Origin of the sequence: Stenotrophomonas indicatrix, from assembly GCF_002750975.1 — a bacterium.
Classification (GTDB): Bacteria; Pseudomonadota; Gammaproteobacteria; order Xanthomonadales; family Xanthomonadaceae; genus Stenotrophomonas; species Stenotrophomonas indicatrix.
In genome coordinates this window covers 603,940-619,250 of record NZ_PEJS01000001.1, presented here as the reverse complement: position 1 = coordinate 619,250, position 15,311 = coordinate 603,940, and the positions used below count along the sequence as shown (strand labels likewise).

Sequence of the window (15,311 nt, the reverse complement as noted above, 5' to 3'; positions counted from 1 at the left end):
TGCGTGGATGGCCGCCTCAACGCCCTGGTGTACCGAAGTGGCCCAGCGGCGCGCCAGCCAGCAGATGCATGTGGATATGGAACACGGTCTGCCCGGCATCTTCGCGGCAGTTCATCACGATGCGGTAGCCGTCCTGCGCGAAACCTTCCCGACGCGCGTACTCGGCGGCGGCCAGCGCCAGCTTGCCGATCAGGTGCGCCTGCGACGGCTGCAGGTCATCCAGGGTCGGAATGATCTCGTTCTTCGGAATGAACAGCACGTGCACCGGCGCCTGCGGCGCGATGTCCTTGAACGCCAGCACGTCGTCGTCTTCATAGACGATGGTGGCCGGGATCTCGCGACGGATGATCTTGCTGAAGAGGGTTTCGCTGCTCATGGTCGGCCTCGGCGGGGTGTTTTCCGCATTGTAGGCCGGTAACGCCGGGGCATGCCCGGCATCGACTCAATCGCGCACTTCGCTACGGGTGCCGAACGCGTGCGACAGCGTGCCGCGATCGACATACTCCAGCTCACCACCGAGGGGCAGGCCCTGGGCCAGTCGACTCGGCCGCACCTGGCGGGCGCGCGCCAGCTGCGCGAGATAGTGCGCGGTAGCTTCGCCTTCGACGGTGGCGCTGGTGGCAATGATCAGTTCCTGCACCTCCGCCTCGGCCAGGCGCTGTTCCAGCTGCTCCAGACCCAGCTCGCGCGGGCCGATGCCATCCAGCGGCGACAGGCGCCCCTGCAGCACGAAGTAAACGCCGCGATAGCCGGTGGCGTTCTCGATCGCCAGGCGGTCAGCCGGCGATTCCACCACGCACAGCTGGCTGCGCTCGCGGCTGCCATTGGCGCAGGTCGGGCACAGCTCGGTTTCGCTGAAGTCGCGGCACTGCGCACAGTGACCGATGCGTTCAACCGCCTGCGCCAGCGTCTCGGCAAGGCGTTTGCCACCTTCGCGCTCGCGTTCGAGCAGGTGGTAAGCCATGCGCTGCGCCGTCTTCTGGCCTACGCCAGGCAACACCCGCAGTGCATCGATCAGTTGTTCAAGCAGGGGTGCGGACACGGCGGCGTGTTCTGTAGAGCCGAGCGTGCTCGACTGGAAATTGCGGGCAATCGAGCACGCTCGACGCTACACAGTGCATGGCACCCGGCAGTGCGGGTGCCAGCCCGGACATCAGAACGGCATCTTCATGCCCGGCGGCAGCTGCATGCCGGCAGTGGCCGAACCCATCTTCGACTTCGACTCGGCGTCGATCTTGTTCGACGCGTCGTTGAAGGCGGCGGCGATCAGGTCTTCCAGCATTTCCGGATCGCTGGCCAGCGACGGATCGATGCGTACCTTGCGGCACTCCTTGGCGCCGGTCAGGGTAACGCTGACCATGCCGCCACCGGCGCTGCCGGTCACTTCGATCTTGGCGATTTCTTCCTGGGCCTTCTGCAGGTTTTCCTGCATCTTCTGGGCCTGCTGCATCAGTTGGGCGATATTGCCGCGCATGTCGTCTTACTCGTCAAAAGAACGGATGGAATCGGAAACAACCCGGGCGCCGTGCTGCTGGATCAGCAGCTGGACTTCCGGGTCGTCCATGAAAATGGCCTCGGCAGCCTGCTGCCGCTCGCCACGCTGGCGGTCGGCGCGCTGGTGCAGGGTCTCGGCCGGGACCTGCTCGGTTTCCACGGTTTCGACCACGATCTTCAGCGCGTGGCCAAGGGACTTTTCCAGCACCTCGCCCAACGCTGCCAGCGCGCGCTCGGAGCGCAGGTATTCAAATCCGGGCGAAAGGCCCAGTTTCAAGACCCCATGCTGGCAACTGATGAAGGCCGCATTGGCCGCAAGCTGTCGCGACGGACCGCTGAGGCCACTGTTGGCGATCAGGTCGAGCCAGTCCTCGGCACAGGCCAGGTCACTGACGCTGCCTGCCGGCGAAGCTTTTTCCTTTGCCGCAACCGGTGCCGGGGCGATGTCGATACCCTCGGCACGGAACGAACGCTCCGGCGCGGCAACAGCCTCTGCAACCGGCGGTGAAGCCGGCGCCGGCGGCTCGTGCCACGGCGCGACCATCGCCGCGTCGGGCGTTGCCATCTCGGCCGCCATCGCTTCATCGCGCGCGCCAGCCGCGTCGGTCGCCCACGGCGGCAGGTCATCTGCCTCGGCAGGTGCCTTGGGCGTGGCCGCCTCGGGAGCCAACTGCGCCTTCATCGGCAGCGGGGATCCGGGTTCCTCGATCGGAGCCGGTTCAGGTTCCGGGGTCGGATCTGGTTCCGGGGACGGCTCGGGCTCCGGCTCGGGTTCGCGCTGTGGCGCCGGGTTCGGCGTCTGCGCGGTTGCCTCCGCCGACACGGGTACCGCAATTGCCTGGGTGGCCGCTGCGGCTTCTGGTGCCGCAGCAGCGGCCGGTGCAGCTCCTTCGTGGCTGCCAGCAAGGCCGCCCCCGGTCTGGCCCGTACCGGTCGGTGCGCTGCCACCGGAGGATTCCGGAGTACGCGGCACCGACGGCACGGCAGCCGCAGGGCGGAACGCCAGCATGCGCAGCACGGCCATTTCAAAGCCGGCGCGCGGGCTCGGCGCCAATGGCAGATCGCGACGACCATTCAGGGCCATCTGATACCAGAGCTGGACCACTTCCGGGCGCAGGCGTTCAGCAAACACGCTGGCATCCAATCCCTCGGCAGCGGCGGACGCGCCCGGCACCAGTTGCTGCACCTGGATGCGGTGCAGGCCCTCGGCCAGCGCATCGAGCACCCCGCTCCAGTCCGGCGAGAACTCGGCCAGTGCTGCCACCACCTGCAGCAGGCGCGGGCCATCGCCCTCGGCCAGGGCATCGAGCATGGCGGCCACCTGGGTGCGGTCGACCGTGCCCAGCATGGTGCGCACCACGTCCTCACGCAGCGCACCGCCGGCATAGGCAATGGCCTGGTCGAGCAGCGACAGGCCGTCACGCAGGCTGCCGTCGGCAGCCTTGGCCAGCTGCACGATGGCGGTCGGGTCCGACTCGATCTCCTCGGCGGCGAGGATGCGGGTCATCTGCCCCTGGATCTGATCTTCATCCAGGCGCTTGAGGTTGAACTGCAGGCAGCGGCTGAGCACGGTGACCGGCAGCTTCTGCGGGTCGGTGGTGGCCAGCAGGAACTTCACATGCTCCGGCGGCTCTTCCAGCGTCTTCAGCAGCGCATTGAACGCAGCCTTGGACAGCATGTGCACTTCGTCGATCAGGTACACCTTGTACTTGCCACGCGAGGGCATGTACTGGGCGTTCTCGATCACTTCGCGCACATCGTCCACGCCTGTGTTGGACGCGGCATCGATTTCCAGCAGGTCGATGTAGCGACCGGCGTCGATGTCCAGGCAGGCCGCACACTGGCCGCAGGGATCGGCACTGGTGCCCTGCTCGCAGTTCAGCGACTTGGCGAAGATGCGCGCGATCGTGGTCTTGCCCACGCCGCGGGTACCGGTGAACAGGAACGCATGGTGGACCCGGCCGCTGTCGAGCGCATTGCTGAGCGCACGGACCACGTGTTCCTGGCCCACCAGCTCGGCAAAACGCTTCGGACGCCACTTGCGGGCAAGGACGAGATAGGACATCAGGCCACCGTCTTCCATCGGATGTTCCATTGTGCCACGCCTGTCCAGCCCTCTCGCCCTGCAAACCAGTGCTTGTGTCCTGCCGCTGCGCCCGCTAGAATCTGCGCCCCTGCTGAGGCGTTTGCCGATGGCAGGGATCCGGAGAGGTGTCCGAGTGGTTGAAGGAGCACGCCTGGAAAGTGTGTAAGCGTCTAAACCGCGCTTCGGGGGTTCGAATCCCCCTCTCTCCGCCAGATAAATAAAAAAGGCTGCCCTTCGGGCGGCCTTTTTTATTTATCTGGCTGGGGACGCGAAGTGCGCTGCGCGCGCTTCGCCCCAAACGTTGCTGCGCAACGTTCGGGCCCCTCCCTTCGCCTGCCTCTCCCCGCCCCTGTCGGGGCAGCCCCTCAACAGAGGGGCTTGTTCCCCCAGATACGGCAGTAGATCCACGCCATGCGTGGATGCGCGCCCGCCCGGCTTTGACGGCCCGCAGGGGTAGAGCCGGACAGCAGACCTTTTTTATTCATCTGGCTGGGGACGCGACGCGCGTTCCGCACGCTTCGCCCCCAAACGTTGCTGCGCAACGGTCGGGCCCCTCCCTTCGCCGGCCTCTCCCCGCCGCTGTCGGGGCAGCCCCTCAACAGAGGGGCTTGTTCCTGCAGATACGGCAGCAGATCCACGCCATGCGTGGATGCCTCGGCCCGGTCGCATCGACTACCCGCCCTTGGTCGAGCCTGTCGGCGCGCCCCGCCTTGGCGCCCTCACCTGTCGCTGAACAGCTGGTTCAAGGCCGCATAGCCTGGTGCGCCCTCGGGCATCGTCATCACACCGCCGAGAAAATCCGTGGTTGCCGCAGCCATCGCCGCCCATGCATGCATGAACAAGGCCGGGCCCGCGCTCAGCCGCCGCACGCCGGCCTGAGACAGCGCAGCAAACGGCGCCATCCCTGGCAGCCACATCAGGTTGAGAGGCAGCGACACGCCGCCGGCAACCGCAGCAGCCTCGTCCAGCGCGCGAAGCCCGGGCACGAAGCCGCCGTCGGCACCGGCACGTGCATAGGCCTGCAGCCGATCGATGCTCATCCCCACCGCCTCGTCCCCTTCGGCCAGGCCGCGCAGATACACATCGGTGCGCGCATTGATGAACAGCGATCGGCCGCCCAGCGCCGAACGGATGGCGGTGATCTTGCCCACCAGCGCCGCAGGGCTGCCGGCACCGTCTTCGATGTTGATCCCTACCGCACCCGCCTCCACCAGGCGCAGCACCCGCTCAGCGACCGCATCGGGGACATCGCTGTAACCGTCCTCGATATCGACCGTGACCGGCAGCGAGGTCACACCAACAATTTCTGAAACCCGCTGCAGCAGCGCGGTATCCGGCAGCGCACCGCCATCGGCATAGCCGCAGGACCACGCCATGGCAGCACTCGATGTTCCCACCGCGACAGCTCCCAGCTGCTGGACCAGGCGGGCGCCACCGGCATCCCATACGTTGGGCAGCACATAAAGACCAGCGCGTTGATGGAGTTGAACGAAGTTCTGGTGAACGTTGGACATGGAACCTCCTGATGACGGGGACCCGCAGTCTGCGTCCGGACCGGTTTCCGGGCTCGCCATATCCGGACATCAATGGTCCGGACCTCGCGCACAATGTGCCCGCCACCACGATGACAGTCATTCATGACACCCCGCCCCTACCGCTGCACCGACGTCACCGCCTGCCTGTCGATCTTCGACAGCAACGTGCCCACCTACTTCGCACCGGCAGAGCGGGGTGACTTCGAGCGCTTCCTGCACGAACACGCCGTGCCACGCGCCTTCCAGGTGATCGAGGTCGAGGGCCAGGTGGTGGCCTGCGGCGGCCTCTGGCACTGCGGCGATGGCAGCGCCAGCTTGTGCTGGGGCATGGTCGAACGAAGTCGCCACAGACAGGGGCTGGGACGCGCACTGGCAGTGGCCCGCTTGCATCAGGCTGAAGCAGACCCATCGGTCCAGCGCATTACGCTCAGCACCAGCCAGCACACGCAGGGTTTCTATGCCGGCCTCGGCTTCCAGGTGGTACGCGTGGTAGCCGATGGCCACGGCGCCGGAATCGACGCCGTGGAGATGCAGCGCGTGCTGTAACCCGGCTCTCGACGGATCCACGCATGGCGTGGATCCGTCGAAGACACGCGCTGGCTCAGAACCCGACGCGCAGGTTCAACTGGCCACCGATATCGTTGCGACCGTCGCCATGCTGGCCCTGCACGAACAGCGACAGCTGGCTGCTGCGTCCCAGGCCGACGGCCACACCGACCTGGCTGACCAGTGCGTTGCGCGCCATCACGGCACTGTAGGCATCGAACGCCGTGCCACCGACGGCGAAGCTCTGCCGGCTGGCCACGTCGGTGTCACCGGACGCATGCTGCCAGCCCAGCCCGACCGTCAGCTGTGCCGGATAGCGCTCGCCGCTGCCCACATCCCAGCGGCCGCGTACGCCGACGGTGCTGACATTGAGCGTGTCCTTGCCACCCTCCAGTACCAGCGCCGCGCTGCCGCCCTGCTCCACCGCGCGATCGCTGTCCACCCAGTGCTTGGTGAACTGCACATACGGTTGCAGTTGCGCCCTGCCATGGGTCCAGGTCCAGCTGCCTTCGATCTGGGCGATGGTGACATCCGAATCCTGGCGGCTGTGCAGCGTCTGTGCCAGCAGCGGCACTTCACGCGTGGTGCGCGTGCGGTAATCGCCGCGCGACACACTGCCACCGACCGCAAGTCCGTTGTTCCACTCGCCCTGCGCATACAGTCCATAGGTGTTGCCACGCAGGCGTGCACGCGACTGGCGATCGTACAGCCGCGTATCCAGCCGCTCGCTGCCCGCCGCCGCCCCCAGCACCACATGCTCGCCGAGCTTCCAATCGACGCCGGCCATCAGTGCATTGCGGTTGGCACGGATCTCGTCACCGTTGCCATCGCCGTCCTGCTTGAACACCTTGCCGCTACCCGCCAGCCATGCCGAAGCACGCTCGCCACGCACCGTCGGCAGCTCGCTGCCAAGACGCTGGCGGATGCCCTCTTCCAGGTAGTTGTCGTACAGCAGCACTGCACGGCTGGCTGCATGCACTTCACCGGAGAGCTGGTTGAACGCGTTGCGCGCGGTGGCGGTGTCGTAGGCCAGCAGCGTGTTGTACAGGCCCAGCGCCGCGCCGGTCTGCGGCAGGCTGTCCAGCGCCGATGCCACGCCCAGCTGGTTGCGGGTCTGCGCAGCCGTGACGAAGGCCGCTGTCTGCTTCACATCGATCTTCAGCTGCGCGGCATTCGCTGTGTAGACCGGGCTCAGTGAGAGGAACGCCGAGGTGGTGGTGGGGGGCACGAACTGCCCGCTGACGCCGCCGCCTGCGTTGATGATCGTGTACTGCTGGCCCTGCTGGTAGCTGGTGTTCGGGTCGATGGCATTGACCACCACCGATGCACCACCGATGTTCGCGCTGCCGCCCACCTGCACCACGTCACTGCCGGTAGCGCCCAGGTCGACCGACAGCGTGCTGCCCGGTGCCAGGGTCAGGTTGCCGCCCACGGTGATCGCGCCCGTACCGTTGCCGCCACTGCTGCCATTGCCCGGGCCGTTGCCCGGCGACAGCACACCGCCGCTGCTCACGGTGACGCCGCCAGCGCTGCCGCCGATGGTGCCGGTACCCGACAACGTGGTGCCGCTGCCGATGGTCCATTGGCCACCGACGGTGCCGGTGACATTCAGGCCACCACCGGTGACCTGACCGGTACCGGTGAATCCGCCACTGTTGCCGCCCAGGTTGAGCAGGCCAGGGCCGGCCTGCACGATGCTGCCCGCGCCACTGATGCTGCCACCCAGCGTGGTGGTGCTTCCGGTGTTGACCACCAGGCCACCGTTGTTGGTGATGTTGCCGGTGACCGCGCCGCTGGCGCCGCCGTTGCCGATCTGCACGGTACCGCCGGTGTTGATCGTGGTGCCACCGGTATAGGTGTTGTTGCCGGTAAGGACCAGCGTGCCGCTGCCGGCCTGGGTCAACCCGCCGCTGCCACTGACCACGCCACCAAGCGTGGTATTGCCGCCGACGTTGAACACCAGGCTGCCGTTGTTGCTGACGTTGCCGGTGATCGCACCCGTGGCGCCACCATTGCCCACCTGCAACGTACCGCCGGTGTTGATGGTGGTACCGCCGGTGTAGGTGTTGTTGCCGGTCAGGGTCAGCGTACCGGCACCGGCCTGGGTCAGACCGCCGCTGCCGCTGACCACGCCCGCGAGCGTAGTGTTGCCACCCACGTTGAACACCAGGCTGCCGTTGTTGCCGACGTCGCCGATGATCGACCCCGTTGCACCACCATTGCCCACCTGCAGGGTGCCACCGGTATTGATGGTGGTGCCGCCGGTATAGGTATTGTTGCCGGTCAGCGTCAGCGTGCCGCTGCCGGCCTGGGTCAGGCCACCGCTGCCGCTGACGGTGCCACCGAGCGTCGTGTTGCCCGACAGGTTGACCACCAGTGCGCCGTTGTTGGTCACGTCGCCGACGATCGCACCGGTCGCGCCGCCATTGCCGATCTGCAAGGTGCTGCCACCGTTGATGGTGGTGCCACCGGTGTAGGTGTTGTTGCCGGTCAGGGTCAACGTGCCGGTGCCGGTCTGCACCAGGCCACCGCTGCCACCGATGGTGCCACCGAAGGTGGTGCTGGCATTGCTGCCGCCGGTGGTCAGGGTGGAACCGCCGAGCACCACGTTGCCGCTGGCAACACCGGCCAGGCCACCAATGGCCTGGTTGCCGGCCGCACTGATGTCCAGCGTTCCGGCGCCGGCCAGGTTCACCGTGCTGGCCGAGGACAGGCTGCCACCGGCGGCGACCGCCAGGGTGCCGCTGTTGATCGTCGTGGTGCCGGTGTAGCTGCTGGCACCGCCCAGGGTCACCGTCGCCGCACCATCCTTGAGCAGGCTGCCACTGCCGGCGATGTCACCGTCCAGCGTCAGCGGCGTGCCCCCCAGCAGGGTCAACGTGCCGCTTGCCAGCTGCACGTTGTTGGCCAGGGTCAGCGGCACACTGCCGTCCAGCGTGGCGTCACCGCCTACGGTCAGCGTGCCGGTGCCCAGGGCACCACTGCTGCCCAGCGACAGACCACCGGCATTGAGCGCCACTCCGCCACCGAAGGTGTTGTTGCCGGTGAGGCCGAGCACGCCGGCACCGTTCTTGACCAGGCCACCGGCGCCACTGATGTCCCCGGCAAAGGTGCTGTTGCCCGCTGCGTTGGTGGTCAGTGTGTTGCCGCCAAGGCTGATCGTGCTGCCGGCGACGCCGGACAATGTACCGATGGCCTGGTTGCCACCGCTGGAGATGTCAAAACCGGTACCGGCGTTGGCCAGGTTCACTGCGCCGGTAGCGGCCAGGCTGCCACCGGCGCCGATCGCCAGCGTGCCGGCGTTGATGGTGGTGCCGCCCGTGAAGGTGTTGGTGCCGGTCAATGTTTCGGTACCGGTGCCCTCCTTGATCAGTCCACCGGTGCCGCCGATCGAACCACTGAACACACCATTGGTGGCATCGCCGATGGTCAACGTGTTCGCGCCGAGGTTGACCGTGCCATTGCCGATCAGCGTGCCGAATACCTGCGTGCCGCTGCCGGCCGAAAGATCGAAGGTGGCACCCGTGGCCAGATTGACGATACCGCCTGCGCTGAGGCTGGCACCGGCACCGAGCGCGAGCGTGCCCGCGTTGATGTAGGTGCCGCCGGTATAGGTGTTGGTGCCGTTCAACGTGAGGGTAGCAACGCCGTCCTTGGTCAAGCTGCCGGCCCCCGACAGATTGCCGTTGAGGGTGAGATCGTTGCTGCCAAGCACGGTCAGGCCGGCGTTGAGCACCATGTTGTTGGCCAAGGTCACCGCACCGCTGGAATCAAGCGTGGAAGCGCCCCCCACCGTCAACGTGCCGGTTCCCAGCGCAGCGTTGTTGCCCACCACCAGGCCACCCGCATTGAGGGTGACGCCGCCTCCAAACGTGCTGGCACCGTTGAGGGTCTGCACGCCGCTGCCATTCTTGACCAGCCCACCGCTGCCGGTCAGGGCTCCGTTGAAGGTCGCGTCGGTGGTACCTCCCAGCGTCAGGCTGTTGCCCCCCAACGACACCGTGCTGCCGGCCACGCCCGCCAGCGAACCGACGCTCTGGTTGCCGCCGGCGGAGATGTCGAAGGTGCCGGTACCGGCCAGGTTCACCGCGCCGGTCGGCGACAGGCTGCCGCCCGCCCCGATCGCCAGCGTGCCGCTGTTGATGACCGTGCCGCCGGTGAAGGTGTTGCTGCCGGTCAGGGTGACCGTCGCCGCGCCGTTCTTGATCAGGCCACCATCGCCGGTGACCGCCCCGCCCAGCGTCAATGCATTGCTGCCAAGCAGGTTGAGCGTGGCACCGGCCAGCAGGCCGATGTCGTTGCCGAGGTTCGCAGCGATGCTGCTGTCCAGCGATGCGTTGGCGCCCACGGTCAGCGCGCCGGTACCCAGCGCGGCATTGTTGCCCACCACCAGGCCGCCACCGTTGAGTGCCACCCCGCCACCGAAGACGTTGGCGCCGCCCAACGTCTGGATGCCCGTACCGTTCTTGACCAGCCCGCCGGTCCCACCGATCACGCCATCGAAGGTCCCGTTGCCAACGCCGCCGAAGGTCAGCGTATTTCCACCCAGCGCCACGGTGCTGCCATCGACGCCGTTGAGCGCGCCGATGGTCTGGTTGCCAGCAGCGGAGATGTCGAAGCCGGTGCCCGGCGCGGAAAGCGTGACTGCACCGGTTGCCGCCAGGCTGCCACCGGCACCGATCGCCAGCGTTCCCGCATTGATCAGGGTGCCACCGGTGAAGGTGTTGGTACCGGTCAGCGTTTCAGTACCGGTCCCCTCCTTGATCAGGCCGCCGGTGCCGGCGATGGATCCGCTGAAGACACCGTTGGTCGGTCCGCCGACAGTGATCGAGTTTGCGCCCAGGTTGACCGTGCCACTACCGGTCAGGGTGCCGAAGGTCTGGGCACCGTTGCCCGCAGAGAGATCCAGCGTAGCGCCGGTTGCCAGGTTGACGATGCCGCTGGCGGCAAGGCTTGCACCTGCTCCCAGGGCCAGCGTGCCGGCGTTGACGTTGGTGCCGCCGGTATAGGTGTTCACGCCGTTCAAGGTCAGCGTGGCAGCACCATTCTTGGTCAGGCTGCCGGTGCCGGAGATCACCCCGTTGAGCGTCAGCGCGTTGCTGCCCAGCACGGTCAGGCCGGCATTGAGGGCGATGTTGTTGACCAGTGTTGCCGCCAGGCTGGTGTCGAGGGTGGCCGCGCCACCCACGGTCAGCGCACCACTGCCCAGTGCCGCATCATTGCCGAGCAGCAGGCCACCGGCATTGAGGCTGACGCCGCCGCCGAAGGTGTTGGCAGCGGACAGCGTCTGCAGGCCCGCGCCCACCTTGACCAGGCCACCGCCTCCGCTGATCACGCCATCGAACACCGCATCGGCTGCCGTACCAAAGGTCAGCGAGTTTCCTCCCAGCGCGACCGTCGAACCGACCACGCCATTCAGCGCGCCGATGGTCTGGTTGCCGGTTGCCGCCGATATATCAAAGCCCGCGCCAGCGCCGCCGAGGGTGACGTCCCCCCCGACAGCCAGGCTGCCGCCTGCGCCAAGCGCCAGGGTTCCGGCATTGATCGTGGTGCTGCCGACGTAGGTGTTCGCATTGGCCAGCGTCAGTGTGGCTGCACCGTTCTTGACCAGTGCACCATTGCCGGACACCACACCGCCGAGCGTCAGCGCATTGCTGCCCTGCAGGGCAAGCGTCGTGCCCGAGGCCAGGTTGATCGCGTTGCCCACGGTATAGGCGGCGGCAGTATCCAGCGTTGCATTGCCGCCGACGTTGAGCGCACCCGTTCCCAGAGCGCCGGCGTTGCCCAACTGCAGGTTGCCGCCATTCAACGCCAGGCCGCCACTGAAGCCGTTGGCGTTGCCGAGGGTCAACGTACCAGCGCCGTTCTTGACCAGACTGCCGGTGCCGGAAATCACGCCATCGAGCGTGAGTGCGTTACTGCCGATCAGCGTCAGTGCCGAGCCGGCGCCAAGGTTGACCGCATTGGTCAGGTCAAGCGCAATGCTGTTATCCAGGCTGGCGTTCGCAGCAACGTTCAGCGCACCGGTTCCCAGCGCTCCACTGTTGCCCAGCAACAGGCCGCCGCCCGCCAGGTTCAGGCCGCCACCGAAGGTATTGGCACCGTTGAGCGTCAACACCGTGGCGCCGCTCTTCGTCAGGCCACCGTCACCGGACACCACGCCGCCCAGCGTGATGTTCTGGCTGCCGGGGAGCGTAAGAATCGCACCAGTACCCAAGGCCACGTTGTTGCTCAGGTTCAGCGCAACCGCCGCGTCCAGCGACACGTTGCCGCCGATGTTCAGCGCGCCGGTGCCGGCCGCCGCACTGCTGCCCAGCAGCACGCTGCCGGCATTGAGGTTGAGGCCACCGCTGAAGCCATTGGTGCCGTTCAAGGTCAACAGCGAGGCGCCGTTCTTGGTCAGGCTGCCGACGCCGGAGATGTCGCCGGTCAGGGTGATGTTGTTGCTGCCGCCCAGGGTCAGCGCGGCACCGAGGTTGACCGCGTTGCCCAGGGTCAGCGCAGAGCTGCCGTCCAACGTCGCGGCACCGTTGACGCTGAGCGCGCCGGTGCCCAGTGCACCGCTGTTGCCCAGCAGCAGACCGCCAGCATTGAGCGCGACGCCGCCGGTGAAGGTGTTTGCGCCGGTCAACGTCTGTACGCCACTTCCGTTCTTTACCAGGCCTCCGCCGACGCCACTGATCACACCGGCGAAGACCTGGTCGGCCGCACTACCAAAGGTGAGCGTATTGCCGCCCAATGCCACGGTGGAACCTGCCACGCCGGACAGTGCACCGATGGTCTGGCTACCACCCAGGGAAAGATCCAGCGCCGCCCCTACCCCCGACAGGCTGACCGCGCCGGTCGCGGCGAGGCTGCCACCACTGCCCAGCGCCACCGTGCCGGCAGCAACGTTCAAACCACCGGTGAAGGTATTGGCGCCGTTGAGCGTCAGTGTCGAAGCCCCGCTCTTTATCAGGCCGCCACCACCGGAAATCGCACCGCCCAGTGTCAGCGCGTTGCCACCCAGCACGTTCAACGAACCTGCCGCGCCGATGATCACGTCATTGCCCAGGGTCAGGGCTGAAGAGGTATCCAGCGTCGCAGCGTTGTTGATGTCCAGCAGGCCGGTACCGAGCGCACTGCTGTTGCCCAGCAACAGGCCGCCACCGTTGACGACGAGGCCGCCACTGAACGTGTTGGTGCCGTTCAACGTGAGCAGAGATGCGCCGTTCTTGCCAATGTTGCCGACGCCGGAGATCACCCCGTTCAACACCACGGGCTGGCCGCCCTGCAGCGCGAGCGAACCGCCGGCACCGAGCGTGATGTCGTTGGCCAGGGTGAGCGCTGCGGTGGTGCCATCCAGCGTGACCTCGCCGCCCACGCTCAGCACACCCGTTCCCAATGCACCGTTGTTGCCGAGCAGCAGGCCGCCGCCATTCAGGGCAAAACCACCGGTCAAGCTGTTGCTGCCGGACAGTGTCTGCACTCCGGTACCGACCTTGACCAGGCCACCGGTAGTGCCAGTGAAGTTGCCGGCGAAGGAGGTATTGCCGAGACCGCCTAGAGTAAGTGTGCGAGTGCCCAGGCTGACCGTTCCACCAAGCCCGGACAGCGAGCCGACGGTCTGGTTGGCTGCGGCAGTGAGGTCCAGCGACGTGCCTGCCGTGAGCGAGATCGCAGCGGTCGGTGACAGGCTGCCGCCTGCACCGAGCGCCAACGCGCCGCCCGCGATCGAGACATTGCCGGTAAGCGTGTTTGCACCGCCCAGGGTGAGCGTGCCGGCGCCGTTCTTCACCAGATTGCCTGCACCGGACAGCGCACCGTTCAACGTCAACGCATTGGTGCCGACCAGATTCAGACTGCCACCACCGTTGACGACGATGTTGTTGGCGAGATTGAAGGCCCCGCTGGTATCCAGCGACGCGGCACCACCTACCGTCAGGTTGCCGCTGCCCAGCGCACCTGCGTTGCCCAGCAGCAAGCCGCCAGCATTGAGGTTGACGCCACCACCGAACAGGTTCGCGCCGCCCAGCGTGACCACACCGGTGTTGGTCACGGTCAGGCCGCCAGCACCGGACAGCACACCACTCAAGCTGAAGGGGTTGGTGCCGCCCAACGTCAGTCTGCCAGTGTTGAGCGCAAAGGAATTTGCAAGCGTGAGCCCGCCCGCCGATGCCGCGATGGCGCCGCCGTTGACGTTGAAGATACCGGTACCGAATGACGCCGCGTTGTTGAAGTTGACCAAGCCATCGTTGATCGTGGCACTGGTTCCGGTCCAGGCACCTTGCAGATTCCAGGTACCACTGTTGACGGTCAGGTTCTCGAATCCAGTGTAATTGCCCCAAACGAGGTTGGTCACCGTCCCGCCGGTACCCGCGCCCGGCCCCGAAGCGCTGTTCTGAAGCAGCAGGCGATCACTGGCACCGGTACCGCCATCGACAATGCCGGCAGCGGCCAGATTCACGCCTACGGTGCCCAAAACGCCCGCAATGCCCGTTGCCAGCACGCCGCGGTTGACGCTTGAACCGGACACGGCGGTGAACGTGTTTCCCGTCGTCGTGGAGTTGCCCAGGTGCACGCTGCCGGTGATGCTGCCGGCGTTGATCACATGGTTGCCCGCTGTTGATCCGCCCAGACCTATGCGGCCGGTGATGCTGCCGCTGTTGGTGAGGTTGGTCTGCGCACCGCCGTAGCTGACGATGGCAGCGGCGTCGGCAGTGGTGAACAGCCCCGCCCCGAGGATGGACATGTCCACGGTGCCGTCATTGGTGATGTTGGTGACACCACCGGCAGCGTTCTGCGTGACCAGTGCCTGTCCACCAAACCCAAGAATCGAACCGATGTTGACCAGGCCCTTGATGCTGCCGCCCGCCTGGTTGTTGACGTTGATGGTATTGCCACCGGCAGTGTTGTTGCCCAGCACCATGCCTGCCGCCGCAAGGCTCAAGCCGCCGTTGATGGTGGGATCGATCGTGCCCTGGTTGTTCACCGTGATGCCGTTGCCGGACAGCGTCACCGCAGTGCCCCCCAGCACCGGCGGCACGCTCAGCACCGCGCCGGTGGCGATGTTCAGGGTCACGCCATTGGCGGTACTGGAAAGATTGTTCTGGTCCGTCGCGCCATCGCAGGTAATCACCGCACCGGCCGTGGTGCAGGCTGCAAACGCCGACCCACTGGCCAATGTAGCGGTCAATGCCAGCGCCAGCCGATGCGCCTTCAGGCCCGGCAGGTGTCGTCCTGCCGATTTACCGCCTCCCGTCGGATTCTCGGTGATTTCCGAGGCCACCTGCATCACACCCAGGGCACGGTTGAAAACCAGACGGTAAATGCGGTTCATCGGTAAATCTCCATGAAATGACCGGTGGCACAGCAGGCAGGTTTTTTGGAGGTGATGTCGTCCTGCCCTGCTCCACCCGGGAACAAGACCTTCGGTATCAACCTTGAAAAACAGTCACACTTTCACGTGCAAGCGCTGCAGGAACTGCGCGCGCCTGCCTGTCCGTCAGCGCGAAAACTCCCCGGTTTCGCTTGACGAATGGGCGCACTGTGCGGCCGTCACCGCCAGCACCACGTGAATCCGGCACGTTATTTTCATGATGGCCGTCAAATAATCACGGCAGTCGTCACGACTTTGCCGAAAATGCATATTCTCTTGTTTCTGAAGAACG

7 protein-coding genes and 1 tRNA gene are annotated in these 15,311 nt (G+C 66.3%); 2 read left to right on the top strand and 6 right to left on the bottom strand.

The window, feature by feature from the left end; translation table 11 throughout:
- Nucleotides 1-16: 16 nt before the first annotated feature.
- The 4 genes from CR918_RS02850 to dnaX form a co-directional block, all read right to left on the bottom strand.
- Entirely contained in the window at nt 17-376 is a 360-nt protein-coding gene (locus CR918_RS02850; protein WP_032977365.1) for a histidine triad nucleotide-binding protein, read from the bottom strand.
- Between the two features lie 66 nt (nt 377-442).
- Nucleotides 443-1,042: a recombination mediator RecR gene (gene recR / locus CR918_RS02845; RefSeq protein ID WP_025879377.1), complete on the bottom strand. Its 600-nt coding sequence runs from the start codon at nt 1,040-1,042 to the stop codon at nt 443-445.
- 111 nt (nt 1,043-1,153) lie between these two features.
- A complete protein-coding gene (locus CR918_RS02840) occupies nt 1,154-1,474 on the bottom strand; it encodes a YbaB/EbfC family nucleoid-associated protein (RefSeq protein WP_025879376.1) in 321 nt (106 codons plus the stop codon).
- A 6-nt stretch (nt 1,475-1,480) separates the two neighbouring features.
- On the bottom strand, nt 1,481-3,577 hold the full coding sequence (gene dnaX / locus CR918_RS02835) for a DNA polymerase III subunit gamma/tau (protein WP_099841991.1): 2,097 nt from the start codon (nt 3,575-3,577) through the stop codon (nt 1,481-1,483).
- 122 nt (nt 3,578-3,699) lie between these two features.
- Here dnaX and CR918_RS02830 point away from each other — a divergent pair.
- Nucleotides 3,700-3,792, top strand: a tRNA-Ser gene (locus tag CR918_RS02830).
- A gap of 507 nt (nt 3,793-4,299) precedes the next feature.
- Here CR918_RS02830 and CR918_RS02825 read toward each other — a convergent pair.
- Entirely contained in the window at nt 4,300-5,094 is a 795-nt protein-coding gene (locus CR918_RS02825) for an isocitrate lyase/PEP mutase family protein (RefSeq protein ID WP_207759516.1), read from the bottom strand.
- Between the two features lie 123 nt (nt 5,095-5,217).
- On the opposite strand from CR918_RS02825, the gene CR918_RS02820 reads away from it, so the two are divergent.
- Nucleotides 5,218-5,661 (top strand): GNAT family N-acetyltransferase, encoded by a 444-nt coding sequence (locus CR918_RS02820; RefSeq protein ID WP_059063229.1) that lies wholly within the window; start codon nt 5,218-5,220, stop codon nt 5,659-5,661.
- 55 nt (nt 5,662-5,716) lie between these two features.
- Here the strand turns inward: CR918_RS02820 and CR918_RS02815 are convergent, their stop codons facing one another.
- On the bottom strand, nt 5,717-14,980 hold the full coding sequence (locus CR918_RS02815) for an autotransporter-associated beta strand repeat-containing protein (RefSeq protein WP_099841989.1): 9,264 nt from the start codon (nt 14,978-14,980) through the stop codon (nt 5,717-5,719).
- Between the last annotated feature and the right edge of the window lie 331 nt (nt 14,981-15,311).

What these genes read in the sequence shown, in the direction of transcription:
- CR918_RS02850 (WP_032977365.1), bottom strand. Translation starts at nt 376, where the DNA reads ATGAGCAGCGAAACCCTCTTCAGCAAGATCATCCGTCGCGAGATCCCG.
- CR918_RS02840 (WP_025879376.1), bottom strand. Translation starts at nt 1,474, where the DNA reads ATGCGCGGCAATATCGCCCAACTGATGCAGCAGGCCCAGAAGATGCAG.
- dnaX (WP_099841991.1), bottom strand. Translation starts at nt 3,577, where the DNA reads ATGGAAGACGGTGGCCTGATGTCCTATCTCGTCCTTGCCCGCAAGTGG.
- CR918_RS02825 (WP_207759516.1), bottom strand. Translation starts at nt 5,094, where the DNA reads ATGTCCAACGTTCACCAGAACTTCGTTCAACTCCATCAACGCGCTGGT.
- CR918_RS02820 (WP_059063229.1), top strand. Translation starts at nt 5,218, where the DNA reads ATGACACCCCGCCCCTACCGCTGCACCGACGTCACCGCCTGCCTGTCG.
- CR918_RS02815 (WP_099841989.1), bottom strand. Translation starts at nt 14,980, where the DNA reads ATGAACCGCATTTACCGTCTGGTTTTCAACCGTGCCCTGGGTGTGATG.